Source organism: Arthrobacter monumenti, assembly GCF_054511255.1.
Genome location: NZ_JBTNCY010000004.1, coordinates 336232 through 349273, shown reverse-complemented (window position 1 = coordinate 349273; position 13042 = coordinate 336232). Strand labels below are relative to the sequence as shown.

At 63.7% G+C, this 13042-nt stretch carries 12 protein-coding genes; 6 read left to right on the top strand and 6 right to left on the bottom strand.

All coding sequences use genetic code 11. From position 1 onward, the window contains the following. Positions 1-16: 16 nt before the first annotated feature. The 3 genes from ACX80B_RS08160 to ACX80B_RS08150 all read right to left on the bottom strand — a co-directional run bounded on the left by ACX80B_RS08160 (position 17) and on the right by ACX80B_RS08150 (position 2725). Positions 17-1012 carry a sugar phosphate isomerase/epimerase family protein gene (locus ACX80B_RS08160; RefSeq protein ID WP_459294922.1) on the bottom strand — a complete coding sequence of 332 codons (996 nt, stop codon included), beginning with the start codon at positions 1010-1012 and terminating at the stop codon, positions 17-19. An 80-nt stretch (positions 1013-1092) separates the two neighbouring features. Next, entirely contained in the window at positions 1093-1788 is a 696-nt protein-coding gene (locus ACX80B_RS08155; protein ID WP_459294920.1) for a GntR family transcriptional regulator, read from the bottom strand. 34 nt (positions 1789-1822) lie between these two features. Next, positions 1823-2725, bottom strand: coding sequence for an aldose 1-epimerase family protein (locus ACX80B_RS08150; protein WP_459294972.1), 903 nt, complete (start codon positions 2723-2725; stop codon positions 1823-1825). Positions 2726-2905: 180 nt separating this feature from the next. On the opposite strand from ACX80B_RS08150, the gene ACX80B_RS08145 reads away from it, so the two are divergent. The 6 genes from ACX80B_RS08145 (at position 2906) to ACX80B_RS08120 (ending at position 8906) form a co-directional block, all read left to right on the top strand. Continuing rightward, entirely contained in the window at positions 2906-4336 is a 1431-nt protein-coding gene (locus tag ACX80B_RS08145; protein WP_459294918.1) for a lipase maturation factor family protein, read from the top strand. Positions 4337-4497: 161 nt separating this feature from the next. Next, positions 4498-5904 carry an Nramp family divalent metal transporter gene (locus ACX80B_RS08140; RefSeq protein WP_459294916.1) on the top strand — a complete coding sequence of 469 codons (1407 nt, stop codon included), beginning with the start codon at positions 4498-4500 and terminating at the stop codon, positions 5902-5904. 50 nt (positions 5905-5954) lie between these two features. Continuing rightward, positions 5955-6998, top strand: a complete 1044-nt coding sequence (locus tag ACX80B_RS08135) for an L-idonate 5-dehydrogenase (protein WP_459294914.1) — start codon at positions 5955-5957, stop codon at positions 6996-6998. Between the two features lie 55 nt (positions 6999-7053). Then, positions 7054-8322 carry a multidrug effflux MFS transporter gene (locus tag ACX80B_RS08130; RefSeq protein WP_459294912.1) on the top strand — a complete coding sequence of 423 codons (1269 nt, stop codon included), beginning with the start codon at positions 7054-7056 and terminating at the stop codon, positions 8320-8322. Between the two features lie 58 nt (positions 8323-8380). Next, positions 8381-8602: a hypothetical protein gene (locus ACX80B_RS08125; protein WP_459294910.1), complete on the top strand. Its 222-nt coding sequence runs from the start codon at positions 8381-8383 to the stop codon at positions 8600-8602. Then, complete coding sequence (locus ACX80B_RS08120) at positions 8592-8906, top strand: type II toxin-antitoxin system PemK/MazF family toxin (protein WP_459294908.1); 315 nt, start codon at positions 8592-8594, stop codon at positions 8904-8906. Before ACX80B_RS08125 ends, ACX80B_RS08120 begins: the two co-directional genes overlap by 11 nt. A 19-nt stretch (positions 8907-8925) precedes the next feature. Here the strand turns inward: ACX80B_RS08120 and araA are convergent, their stop codons facing one another. From araA to araB, 3 genes are read right to left on the bottom strand one after another with little or no spacing between them, the layout of a single operon-like run. Beyond that, positions 8926-10446, bottom strand: a complete 1521-nt coding sequence (gene araA / locus ACX80B_RS08115) for an L-arabinose isomerase (RefSeq protein ID WP_459294906.1) — start codon at positions 10444-10446, stop codon at positions 8926-8928. A 44-nt stretch (positions 10447-10490) separates the two neighbouring features. Then, the gene (locus ACX80B_RS08110) at positions 10491-11192 is read right to left on the bottom strand and encodes an L-ribulose-5-phosphate 4-epimerase (protein WP_459294904.1); all 702 of its coding nucleotides are present in this window, start codon (positions 11190-11192) and stop codon (positions 10491-10493) included. Next, a complete protein-coding gene (araB, locus tag ACX80B_RS08105) occupies positions 11189-12976 on the bottom strand; it encodes a ribulokinase (protein ID WP_459294902.1) in 1788 nt (595 codons plus the stop codon). Before araB ends, ACX80B_RS08110 begins: the two co-directional genes overlap by 4 nt. Positions 12977-13042: the final 66 nt, after the last annotated feature.

The window sequence follows — 13042 nt, the reverse complement described above, 5'->3', positions numbered from 1 at the left end:
TCCGGTTGCAGGATGGTCAGCGCGTGGCATTGACCGGCTGCTGCCGGCCCTGGGCCACGAGGGATTCGCCCAATGCGTAGTCTTCCGTCCTGGGCAGAATCTTATTGCGCAGGTAGTCCTGGTTGCTCGCCGAAACGCTCAACCCATCCCCACCATAGTGCTCCGTGCAGATAATGCCCTGAAAACCGAACGACAGCGCCGTCTTGAACGCCTCGCGGTAGCTGATAAGGCCGGTTTCGAGCGGAGCCGGCACAGCAACATAGTAGCCGCGGGCCACGTCCTCGTCACGGGAGTAGTTCTTCACGTGCCAGTAGTTGGCGTAGGGAACGGTCTTGGCGATCATTTCCTGCACCGACTCGATCGGACGGTGCAAGCGGATCAGGTTGCCCATGTCCGGATTCAGGCCGACGTTGGGCAGGTCGACGTCCTGGACCAACTGCGCCGCGGAATCGCCGGTGCCCAGGTAGGTGTCTTCATAGAGTTCGAGCGACAGCAACAGGCCGAGGTCCGCGGCATGCCGGCCCAGTTCCTGCAGGCGGGAGACTGCCTTGTTCCAGGTGTCCTTATCGCCAACCGGGTCCTTGTGGCCCTCAACGGTCCAGAACCAGAGCTGTTTCTGCTGTTCCGGCGTCAGTGCCTGATGCAGTCCGAAGGACACGACCTCACAGCCGAGCTGTGCGCCGGCTTCAAGCGTGCGGTGGCTGTAGGCCAGGTTGTCTTCCCAGTTCTGCTCATCGATCACGCTGCGGCGGATGGCCGAGATGGCCGGTGCGCCGATGCCGACATTGTCGGCGGCGCGCTTCAGCTCATCCAGGCGGTCGCTGGAAAGATCTCCGGGATGGATCCAGGAGTCAAACAGGTCGAGGTTGGAGAATCCGGCGTCCTTGACCTCCTGGAAGACCCCCTCCCAGACGGACGGGTCGGCATCTTCGTTGCGGACGCCGTCGGCACCCTTATTGGGAAACTGCAGCAGTGCTGCGGTGATCGGCCAGTTTTCGGCTGTATAGGGCATGTCAGGAGCTCCATCGCAGTAATCGTGTTTCCTATAGGATCACCCGTTATGAGTGTCCTTGTCAATACTTGCCCGGCCGGTCAGGGGGTGTCGGCGCTCTCGACGCTGTCCTGAATGGAACGCTGCTTGACCCCATTCAGGTGCGCGACCATGGCCTCACGGGCCGCGGCCGGGTCTCCGGCCGCGAAAGCATCGAGGATCTTCGTATGCTCGGCGATGGCGCTTTCCGCGTCGGTCACGCCCAGCCCGGCGAAGAAACGGAACCGCTGAACCTGCCCGCCCAAGGTGTTGTACGCGGAGAGGATGAAGGGATTGTCGGCGTGTTCGGCAATCAGCCGGTGGAAATCCTCGTCGGCCTTCCAGTAATCCCGGAACTCCGCGTAGGACGTTCCCGTCGGCGAGGACCGCAGCGCCTCTATGGTCTGCTCGAGTTCTTTATAGAGTTCCGGTGTGGAGTGTCCGCACGCTCTCTCCGCATTGACCGGTTCGATTACGAGTCTTGCATCGACGAGTTGCTCAAGCTCCTTCGGCGTGAACAGCGGCGCCACCTTGTATCCACGCAGAGCCACCCGCCGGACCATCCCGGTGTGTTCCAGCCTGGCCAGCGCCTCCCGGACCGGCGTCGGAGAGACCTCCAACTCGCGTGCGATCCCGTCGATACTGATACCGGCTCCGGCCTCAAACCGCCCGTCGATCAATGAAGCCATCAGCTCTTCATAGACGTGGTCAGCCAGGACCTGTCGGTTCAGTACGCGGCGGGGTCGGATTTCCGTCATGGATAAATCCTATAGGTTCTACCGCTTTCCTGTTTCAGGATGCGAAAATACTCCAGCCCGCGGAGTGCTCCTCACCCGGATCCAGGCGGACCAGGTCCGTGCCGCTGTTGAAGGCGTCGGGCGGGCAGGTCATGGGTTCGACGGCGAGACCCAGCCGGCTGGGAAGTGGCTCCGGTTTGTCCGCGGTGTGCACCTGCAGCCAAGGGCAGGTCCGGTCCCAACTCATGCCGACGCCGGTTCCTGCCGGGTCGCGCAACAGCAACGTGGCGCGGCCTTCCACATTCCAGTTGATGTCGGTAAAAGCGTGATCGATCTCAACGCTGCCGATCGCCCGCGCAGCCCGGAAGTCGAATTCATGGTCCTGAACCGTGACCGTCTCCACGGGCAGCAACCGGTCCCCGGTCACCTCAAGAAAGGTGTCGGCCGGCAATTGGAGAACCCACTCGTCCAGCGGGGATGCACCGGCGACCAGATAGGGATGCGGGCACACGCCGTAAGGCGCCTGACGGTCGCCGGTATTGGCTGCTGTGACGGTCGTGTGCAGCCCAGCGTCGTCGAGCCGGTACTGCACTTCGAGACGGAGAGGAAACGGATAACCGCTTGTCGGCTCCAGCCCGCAGGCCAGGGTCACGGATGAATCGCCCTGGTCCTGAACCTGCCATTCCCGGTCGAACACCAACCCATGCAGGGCGGTATTCCGTTCAGGTTCATTGACCTCCACTTGGTACTGCGCGCCGTCGAAGGTGTATTTCCCGTCGGCGATCCGGTTGGGCCAGGGCGCCGCGATGACGCCGCGGTAATCAGGGATGGGAGCGCCGGCCTCGAAGCTGACCACCAGGTCCCGGCCGCGGTGCTGCAACTGGCGCAGCGCCGCGCCTTGGGCAACGATAACGGCGTCGTACTCCCCCGCACTGATGGCGTATTCGGTTCCAGTCAATTGCCCGCGCTTGGTGCTTCCTGCGTTTCCGTTCACAATCCCGCTTCCCACTTCGCCTATACCCTGCTTCCAGTCCACCGGACAGACTATAAGACACAGCACCAGCTAACCCTCTGATCTGCATACAAATGGCCGGCCAGCGCTATTGACGTCCTCCCGGTGCCGCACAATCGTTGAACCATGGAGTGGTTGGGAGTCGCACTCGCCGCCGAGGGCTACGAAGCCGGCCGGCAGATCCTGCAGCGCGGAGTGGCTGCGGTCTACCTGATTGGCTTCCTCTCTGCCGTAAATCAGTTTCCGGCACTGCTGGGTGAAAACGGCCTGCTCCCGGTGCCCCGGTTCCTGGAAATGGCCGGAAAGCGGGCCGGGCCGACGATCTTCCGTTGGCGTTACTCCGACAGTATTCTGCGTGCTGTCGCCTGGGCAGGATGCCTCATCTCGTTCCTGCTGGTGCTTGGCCTTCCGCAAGCAGGACCGCCCTGGCTGCCGATGCTCGCGTTCCTGATTATCTGGGGCCTGTACTTGTCGATTGTGAAGGTAGGACAGGTCTTCTACGGATTCGGATGGGAGAGCCTGCTGCTGGAGTCCGGATTCCTGGTGGCATTCCTGGGCTCGAACGACGTCGCACCACCGTTGCTGACACTGTTGGCAATCCGATGGCTGGTCTTCCGCCTGGAATTCGGCGCAGGCATGATCAAGATGCGCGGTGACCGCTCCTGGCGCGACCTCACCGCCCTTTATTACCACCACGAAACCCAGCCGATGCCGAATCCGGCCAGCCGGTTCTTCCATCTGTCCCCCAAACCGCTGCACCGCATCGAGGTCGCCGTCAACCACTTCACCCAGCTGGTTGTGCCGTTCTTCCTGTTCGCTCCGCAACCAATTGCCGGGATTGCCGCCGTCGTCATCATCATCACGCAGGTCTGGCTGGTGGTTTCCGGAAACTTTGCTTGGCTGAACTGGCTGACGTTGATCCTGACCTTCAGCGCCGTGCCCGATTCCTTCTACCAAGCGTTACTACCGGGTATTTCCCTCGACCCCGGCTACGGACGCACGCCGGTGTGGTTCGCCGTCGTCGTCGTACTCATGGCCCTGCTCATCGCTTATCTCAGCTGGCCGTCGCTGCGGAACCTCTTCGCCCGCCGACAGCTGATGAACGCCAGTTTCAACCGCTTTCACCTGTGCAACGCCTACGGCGCGTTCGGGAGCGTCACGAGAGTGCGCTATGAGGTGATCGTGGAAGGGACAATCGACGACGGCGGACCCGGTTCCCGCTGGCAGGCGTACGAGTTCAAGGGCAAACCCGGCGACCCTGCCCGCCGGCCGAGGCAATTTGCGCCCTACCATCTCCGGCTCGACTGGATGATGTGGTTCCTTGCGCTCGGGTCCGACGGCGGCTGGTTCACGCCGTTGGTGACGAAGCTTTTGCAAGCTGATCCGAAAATACTGAAGTTGCTGCGCACCGACCCCTTCGATGGCGAGCGGCCTCGGCTGGTGCGGGCGCGGGTGTTCCGCTACCGGTTCTCCACCCGGCGGGAGAAGCGGGAGACGGGCCTTTGGTGGATGCGGGATTATGTCGGGATGCTGATGGAGCCCGTGTCGCTGAAGTGAAAATGCAACTTGTGGCAAGGACTTTTCACGCATAGCGGCCAGGGCCTACCCTCTTTGAGGGTCTGGCAGCCGCATCGATGAGGTTGCCCCGCGGCGAAGTGCTGCGCCACGCCCCGTGCTTTCGTCCGCACGGCGGGGATCCACATTTGAACAGGAGTTGCATGTCCACCAACACGTCCCGTCCTACCCTCGTCACGAGTGACCTGGCCGATCCGTATGCGCTGAACCCCCAGGATATCCAGGAGCCGCCCAAGACACTGCGCGGTAAGTTCCGGTTCCTGGGGCCGGGCATGATCACTTCGGCCGCCGTCGTCGGATCCGGAGAACTGCTGACTGCGACGACGTTGGGCGCGGAAGTTGGGTTCCTCCTCCTGTGGCTGGTGCTTGTCTCCACCTTCATCAAGGTCTGGGTGCAAATCGAGCTGGGCCGCTGGTCCATCTCCACCGGCAAGGTCGCCGTGACCGGCTACAACGAGGTTCCGCCGAAGATCGGCAAGCGCGGCTGGATGGCCTGGCTTGTACTGCTCATGTTTGTCCAGTTCCTCACCAGCCAGGCGGGCGTCATCAGCGCCTCCGCGTTCGCCTTCTCCGCATTGATGCCAATCGGCGGTGATCCCTTTTCCTTTGTGTCGATCGGCAGTTGGGTGGCCATCCTGGTGGCCATTGCGATCGCCATCCACCTGACCAACAAGTACACCGTGGTCGAGCGGATTTCGACCTCTCTCGTGTTGCTCGTCGGCGTTTTTGCGGTCGTCATGGTGTTCGCAATCCAGGGCACGGAGTTCTCCTGGACCGCAGGCGACCTGATGGACGGCATGCGGTTCCAGGTTGCCATTGGTTCCTTCGGCGTCGCCCTGTCAATGTTCGGCCTGACCGGTGTTGGCGCCGGCGAAATCACCGCCTATACCTACTGGTGCGTCGAAAAGGGCTATGCCGCCTGGTCGGGCAAGAACGACGGATCCGAGGCATGGGTGAGGCGTGCCCGTGGCTGGATCTCCGTCATGAAGATCGATGCCTGGGTGGCATGGTTCGTCTACACCATCTCCACGGCGGCTTTCTACATCCTCGGCGCCGCAGTTCTCCACCCGCAGGGCATCGTTCCCGCGGGCGACGAGGTGATGACCACGATTTCCAGCATCTTCTCCACTGAGGTTGGGCAGTGGGGTGCCGTGGTGTTCCTCGTCGGTGCCGGCCTGGCACTGTTCAAGACGATCATCGCCAACGTTCCAAGCCTGGGACGCCAGGTAGGCAACACACTGGCCGTATTCGGTGCCTTCGATTGGGACAACCAGATCAAGCGCGACCGCTGGATGCGCGCCATTATGATCATCCTGCCCATTGTGTGGGGGCTGTTTGGCACCATCGTGTCCTCGCCGCTGGCCCTGGTGGTCCTGGCCGGCATCCTCAATGCTGTGTTCCTTATGGGCGTTGCGGCCTGCACGGTCTACCTGGCCCGCCGGCAGACCGATCCGCTGGTCAAGGACGGCAAGTTCTTCACGATTATGCTCGTGCTGTCCGCCGTCGCAGTATTTTTCGTCGGAGTCATGGGCCTGGTCAACATGTTCTAAGGTCCGACGACGGGAAGCAGCAGACGACGGCGGAAGACAGGGAGCGCGGCATGAAGGCAGTTATCGTCCATGGCAAGGATGACCTGAGGGTCGAAGAGATCGCGGATCCGGTGTGCGGGCCGGATGAGGTCCTGGTGGAGCTGGAATGGGGCGGCATCTGTGGCTCCGACATCGGCTACTGGAAACACGGCGCCTCAGGCACCGCTGTTCTGTCCGATCCGCTGGTGCTTGGCCACGAAGTCTCCGGCCGCGTGGTCCAGATCGGGGCTAATGCAACTGAGGCGGTGGCTGGCATCGGGGCCGATGTCGGAACACCGGTGACGCTGCATCCCGCGACCTTGGTCGGTGAACACGAGGTGGCGCCGGAGCTTACTGCCCGTACCAATATCTGGCCCGAAGTCCGCTACTTCGGTTCCGCTGCCTTCCACCCTCACGAACAGGGCGCCTTCAGCAGGTTCCGCACGGTACGGCCGGACCAATTGGGCCGGGTGCCCGACGGCGTATCGCTCAAGGAGGCCGCACTCGCCGAGCCGTTCGGCGTGGCATTGCATGCCGTGTCCAGGGCCGGTGCGGTGGCCGGCCGAACGGTTTTGGTCAACGGCTGCGGACCGATCGGTGCCTTGTCCGTTGCCGCCGCCAAGGCCGCCGGCGCGAAGCGCGTGATCGCGGCCGACCTCGCCGACGACGCCCTGGACATCGCCCGCCGCATGGGCGCCGACGAAACGGTAAACCCTGCCCGGGACGGCGTCCTGCCCGCTGACGTCGATATCGCGATCGAGGCTTCCGGTGCACCTCGCGCGCTGGGCGGCGTGATTGCCGCAGTCCGGCGCGGAGGTGTCCTGGTCCAGGTCGGCAACCTCCCGGCCGGCGATGTTCAGGCGTCGCTCGGAAACATCGTTACCCGCGAAATCGACTACCGCGGTTCCTATCGGTTTGTTGACGAAATCAGCGGGGCCCTCGAGCTGATGGCGGGCGGGGTCGACGTCGGGCCACTGATGACCCACGAAGTGGACATCGAAGACGCGATCCGCGGGTTCGGGCTCGCGGCGGACCGCTCCACCGGTTCATCAAAGGTCATGATCAGGCTCAGTTGAACCGATAGAGCCGGTCCCGGAGACAGGCCTCGTGACCTTCGCTAGGGTTGAGTGAGTGACCGACGTCTCAGGAAACCGCCCCCGTCATGTACCCGGCGTCAAGTATGTCCTGATGCTCGGGGCACTGGCCGCGCTGCCTGCCCTGTCGACCGACATGTACCTTCCGTCGCTGCCGGATGTGGCCGACGACCTTCAGGCGAGCCAGGCCGCAGTGCAGTTCACCTTGTCGGCGATGCTCATCGGCGGCGGTTTCGGCCAACTCGTCATCGGTCCGTTGTCCGACCGGTTTGGACGCCGTCTGCCTCTGATGGTCGGCATCTCGCTGCACATCGTCATCTCCATGGCCTGCTCCATCGCTCCCGATATTGCCACGCTCATCGGATTGCGGATCCTGCAGGGTTTCTTCAACGCCGCGGCCGCCGTCGTCGCAATCGCCGTGATCCGCGACCGTTTCATCGGTTCAGATGCGGCACGACTGATGTCTCGGCTGGTGCTCGTCATTGGCGTCGCGCCGCTGTTTGCGCCATCGATCGGGCAGGTCATCGCTGACCAGTGGCATTGGCGCGCCGTCTTCTACGCCCTGGCGCTCATCGGCCTGGTCTTGGTCATCATCGTCTGGAAATGGATGCCGGAAACCCTGCCGATTGAAAGCCGCCGTGGAGGCCGGCCGAAACAGATTGCGCGGTCATACTGGTTCCTGCTGCGCGACCGCCAGTTCATGTCCCTGGCGATCGTTCCCGGACTCGGGCTCGGTGTCATTATGAGCTACGTGGTGGGTTCGCCGTTCGTGTTCCAGAATCAGTACGGTCTCAGTGGCTCCCAGTTCGCGCTGGTCTTCGCGCTTAACGGTGTGGTGCTGATTATCTCGGCGCAGGTCAATGCCAGCCTCGTGCGCAGGGTCGCACCGGCAAAGATTCTGCGCACAGGAGTCCTCGCGCAGTTCACGTTCGGAGTGGTGCTGCTGCTAATTGTCGTCACCGGTGCCGGCGGTCTGTCCGGGGTGCTGGTGGGCCTGTGGCTGATCTTCGCAACCCAAGGCATGATCGCGGCGAATGCCACTGTGCTCGCGCTGAACAACTACGGGCATATGGCCGGTACGGCCTCGGCTGTCATGGGTGCCCTCAAATCCGGGATTGCGGGGATCATCAGCCCGTTGGTCGGGTTCCTGGGCGGCGGTGCGCTGTCCATGGCCAGCGTCATGGTGGGGATTGTGGCGGTGATGGTGACGGTCCTGCTCGTCGGCACACCGGTCTACCGTAAGGGCGGCTGGAGAAAACTCGAATTCCAGACCCATGAAGATGTCGCAATGGATCGCAAGCAGTAAGGCCGAAGTTGTAGTGGCATCGTCTTACCACATGGCGCAACATTGACTTATGGCTGTCGTGCACTTCAGAACCGACGAACGGGCCGAGCGCGCGCTGGCGGAGTTGACGGCCGATGGGTCGAGCGTGTCCGACGCGATCCGGCAGGCGCTGGTGGACGCCGTTCGGCTGCGTAGGCGGGAACAAATGCGCCGAGAGTCTCTGGAGCTTTCCAGCGACCCGGCCGACCTTGCCGAGAGCCGACAGGTACTCACTGAGATGGCCGAGTTACGTGCGTGGTGACATCCACCGCCTCAAGGCCCCTCGGGGAGCACGTGGCAATGAACAGCGCGGGGCCAGGTACGCCGTCGTCGTCCAGTCCGACGACTTGCTGCTGTCGACTTTACTCGTGGCGCCAACTTCCCCCTCTGCACCACCACGGATTTTCCGCCCCACGATTACCATCGGAGAGGACGAGACGCAGGTGCTGACTGAGCAAACCGTCGCAGTAGCCCCCGAGCGCCTGGGAGAACGTGTTGGCCATACCAACCGCCGGGAGCTGGAAGCAATTGACAGCTCTCTGCGCCTGGTGTTGCAACTCGACTAAGACGGCGCCGAAGGCAGACTTAAAGCCCGCCGGCGAGCTTGTAGTACGCCTGGTTCCAACGGATTTCCTTCTTGAACTGCCCCAGCGAGGTATCCTCGTCGATCAACAGCAGCTCGGTTTCGGCCATTTCGGCGAAGTCCTCGAAGGCCTCCACTCCGGCGCCGGTCGACAGTACCGTGTGGTGCGCGGCGCCGGCGGTGAGCCACGCGGCGGCCGAGGTGGCGAAGTCCGGCTTCGGCTCCCACAGGGCGCGGGCGACCGGCAGGTTTGGCAGCGGCTCATCCAGCGGAACGACGTCGACGGCGTTGGCCACCAGCCGGAACCGGTCGCGCATGTCGGACAGCGCGACGACGACGCCCGCGCCCGGATCGGCGTCGAACACCAGCCGGACGGGATCTTCGCGGCCGCCGATACCGAGCGGATGGATCTCGAGCCGCGGCTTGGATGTGGTCAACGAGGGGCAGACCTCGAGCATGTGCGCGCCGAGGATCTTCTCCTGGCCGGGCACCAGGTGGTAGGTGTAGTCCTCCATCAGCGACGCGCCGCCTGGCAGGCCGGAGCCCATCACCTTGGCGGCACGGACCAGGATCGCCGTCTTCCAGTCACCTTCAGCACCGAATCCATACCCGTCAGCCATCAGCCGCTGGACCGCCAGTCCGGGAAGCTGGCGGAGCTCGCCCAGGTCCTCGAACGACGTCGTGAAGGCCGCGGAGCCGGAGGCTTCCAGGAAACTGCGCAGCCCCAGCTCGATCCGGGCGCCGTAGCGGAGCGACTCATGCCGTTCCCCGTGGACCCGCAGCTCCGGTGCCACGTCGTAAATGTCCTCGTACTCGGCCACCAGCTTGTCGACGTCGTACTCCGGCGCCGAGTGCACCGCCTCGGCGAGCTCGTTGACGGACCAGGTATTGACCGAAACGCCGAAACGCAGTTCGGCTTCCGTCTTGTCTCCCTCGGTGACGGCGACGTTGCGCATGTTGTCACCGAACCGGGTTAACTTCAGCGAGCGGATGGCTGCCCAGCCGGCGGCGGCGCGCTGCCAGGTCCCGATCTGGCGGACGACGTCGGGATTGGAAACGTGCCCGACGACGGTCTTGCGAGGGACCCCGAGCCTGGACTGGATGTAGCCGAATTCCCGGTCGCCGTGCGCGGACTGGTTCAGGTTCATGAAGTCGAAGTCGAGATCGGCCCACGGCAGCTCGACGTTGATCTGCGTGTGCAGGTGCAGCAGCGGCTTGCGCAGCTCATCGAGCCCGCGGATCCACATCTTGGCCGGAGAAAAAGTGTGCATCCAGGCCGAAACACCGATGACGTGGTCCGCCGCGTTTGCCTCCAGAGCCGTGCGCCGGATCGCGTCCGAATCGGTCAGCACCGGCTTCCAGACAATCCGGACCGGAACCTCGCTGGCTTCGTTCAATGTTTCGGCGATGTGCTGCGACTGCTCCGCGACCTGCCGCAGGACGTCCTCGCCATAAAGGTGCTGGCTTCCGGTCAGGAACCAAACCTCGTAGCCGTCCAGCGATGTCGATGATGCGTTATTCAAGTTTCTCCTTATTGGAAGTGGCCGCGTCGGCCGGAGTTATGGCGTTACTCTGCAGCGGTGCCGGCCGGCTGGCCGTAGACGTTCTGGTACCGGGCGTAGAGCGAAGCGACTTGTGCGGCCTCGATGGGCAGCGGCTGGCCGAGCTGGCGCGACACGTGCACCGTCCGGGCCACTTCCTCGCACATCACGGCGGCCTTCACGGCGGCACGGGCATCCTTGCCGATAGTGAAGGGGCCGTGGTTCTTCATCAGCACCGCCGGCGAGTTCGAGGTCCGGAGCGTCTCGACGATGCCCTGGCCGATCGAGTCGTCGCCGATCAGCGCGAACGGCCCGACCGGGATCTCCCCGCCGAACTCGTCCGCCATCATGGTCAGCACGCAGGGAATCGCTTCTCCGCGCGCGGCCCAGGCGGTGGCGTAGGTCGAATGCGTATGCACGACGCCGCCCACCTCCTGCATGTGCCTGTAGACGTAGGCATGCGCAGCAGTGTCCGACGACGGCGAGAAGCCCGGGTTGCCCCACTCGCCATCGACCGGGATGCCATAGAGATCGGTGACCACAATCGACTCGGGAATGAGGTCGGCATAGGAGACGCCGGACGGTTTGATCACCATCAACTCCTCCCCCGGAACTCGCGCCGACACATTCCCGGCCGTCCAGACGACAAGTTCATTGCGGACCAGCTCCGCGTGCAGTTCGCAGACCTCTACCCGGAGCCGGCGGATCGTCTCAAGCAGCGCACTCACGCGGACACCGCCGTCGTCGATGTTTCGGCAACCGAGGCACCGCTATTGGCACCGTTACTGTCACCGGCACCGGCGCCATCATCAGCGGAAGCCGACACCGTCGCCGTCGTCGCCGCTGCGCGTTGGATGGCTTTCAACCGGTGCATCACCTCGTTTGCTCCCCGGCCGAAGTAGTCGTGCAGCGCCGTGTACTCCGCGAAGAGCGCCTCGTAAGCCTCCTGGTTCTCCGGAACGGGCGTGTACACAGCTGCCGGCTCGCTGCCCATCGCTTCGGATGCCGCTTTCACGTCGGCATACGCTCCCGCCGCTACCGCCGCGTGAATCGCCGATCCCAATGCGGGCGCCTGCGTGGAGCCGATCGTGGACAGCTGCAGTCCTGTGACATCGGCGTAAATCTGCATCAGCAACGGGTTCTTCACCAGTCCCCCGGCGACCACGAGTTCGCGCACCGGCACGCCTGAGGAGTTGAACGCGTCCACGATGGTGCGGGTGCCGAAAGCGGTGGCTTCCAGGAGCGCGCGGTAGATGTCTTCCGGTTTGGTCGCCAAGGTCTGACCGACGACGACGCCGGAGAGTTCGTGGTCGACCAGAACCGAGCGGTTTCCGCTGTGCCAATCCAGCGCGATCAAGCCGTGCTCGCCGATCCGCTGTCCGGATGCCAAATCGGTCAGGTACTCGTGCACTCCGACACCCCTCGTGGCTGCCGCTTCGGAATAGGCGGCCGGAACGCAGTTGTTCACGAACCAGCCGAAGATGTCACCGACACCGCTTTGGCCCGCTTCATAACCCCAACGCCCGTCCAGGATGCCGCCGTCGACCACGCCGCACATGCCCGGGACCTGGGCCAGGCCTTCCCCGTTCATCACATGGCAGGTCGACGTTCCCATGATTGCGACCATCTGGCCCGGCTCAACCGCACGGGCGGCGGGGGCGGTGACATGCGCATCGACGTTCCCGACCGCCACAGCGATGCCCGCCGGCAGTCCGGTCCAGGCAGCAGCCTCTTCGGTGAGCATCCCGGCGGCTTCGCCAAGACGCCCGATCCTGTGCTCCACTTTGGCCGCCACGAAGTCCTTGAATTCCGGATTCAGCGCGGACAGGAAATCCTCGGACGGGTACTCGCCGTCCTGATAAATGCCCTTGTAGCCGGCGGTGCACGCATTGCGGACATACCCACCCGCGAGCTGCCAGACGATCCAGTCCGCGGCCTCGACCCAGTGGTCCATGGCGGCATAAACTTCCGGATCCTCCTCCAGCACCTGCAGACCCTTTGCGAACTCCCACTCGGAGGAAATTAGGCCGCCATAGCGCGCCAGCCACGCCTCGCCGCGTTCCTCGGCCAGCTGGTTGATCCGGTCCGCCTGCGGCTGCGCGGCGTGGTGGCGCCACAGTTTCACGTAGGCATGCGGCCGGTCGGCGAAGCGCTCCAGTTCGTTCAGCGGGGTGCCATCCGCCGTCGTCGGAACCATGGTGCAGGCGGTGAAATCCGTCCCGATGCCGATCACGTCCGCGGGATCAATCCCGGCGTCTTTCACGGCGGCTGGTACCGCGTTGCGCAGAACGCCACGGTAGTCCTCGGGAACCTGCAGCGCCCAATCATTGGGCAGCCCGTCGCCGCCCGGGATGCGGCCGGTAAGGACAGCGTGCGGGTACTCGAAAACGCCATTGCCAAGTTCGGCGCCATCGGAAACCCGGACGACGACGGCACGTCCGGACAAGGTGCCGAAGTCGACGCCGATCACATACTTTTCGGCGCTACCGCCGGCTGAATCGTCCGAGTACATGAAGCCTCCATCCGGCATACAGGACTTCCCGGTGCCGGTTTCTAAGAGAAGGGAAGTGGAACTGAG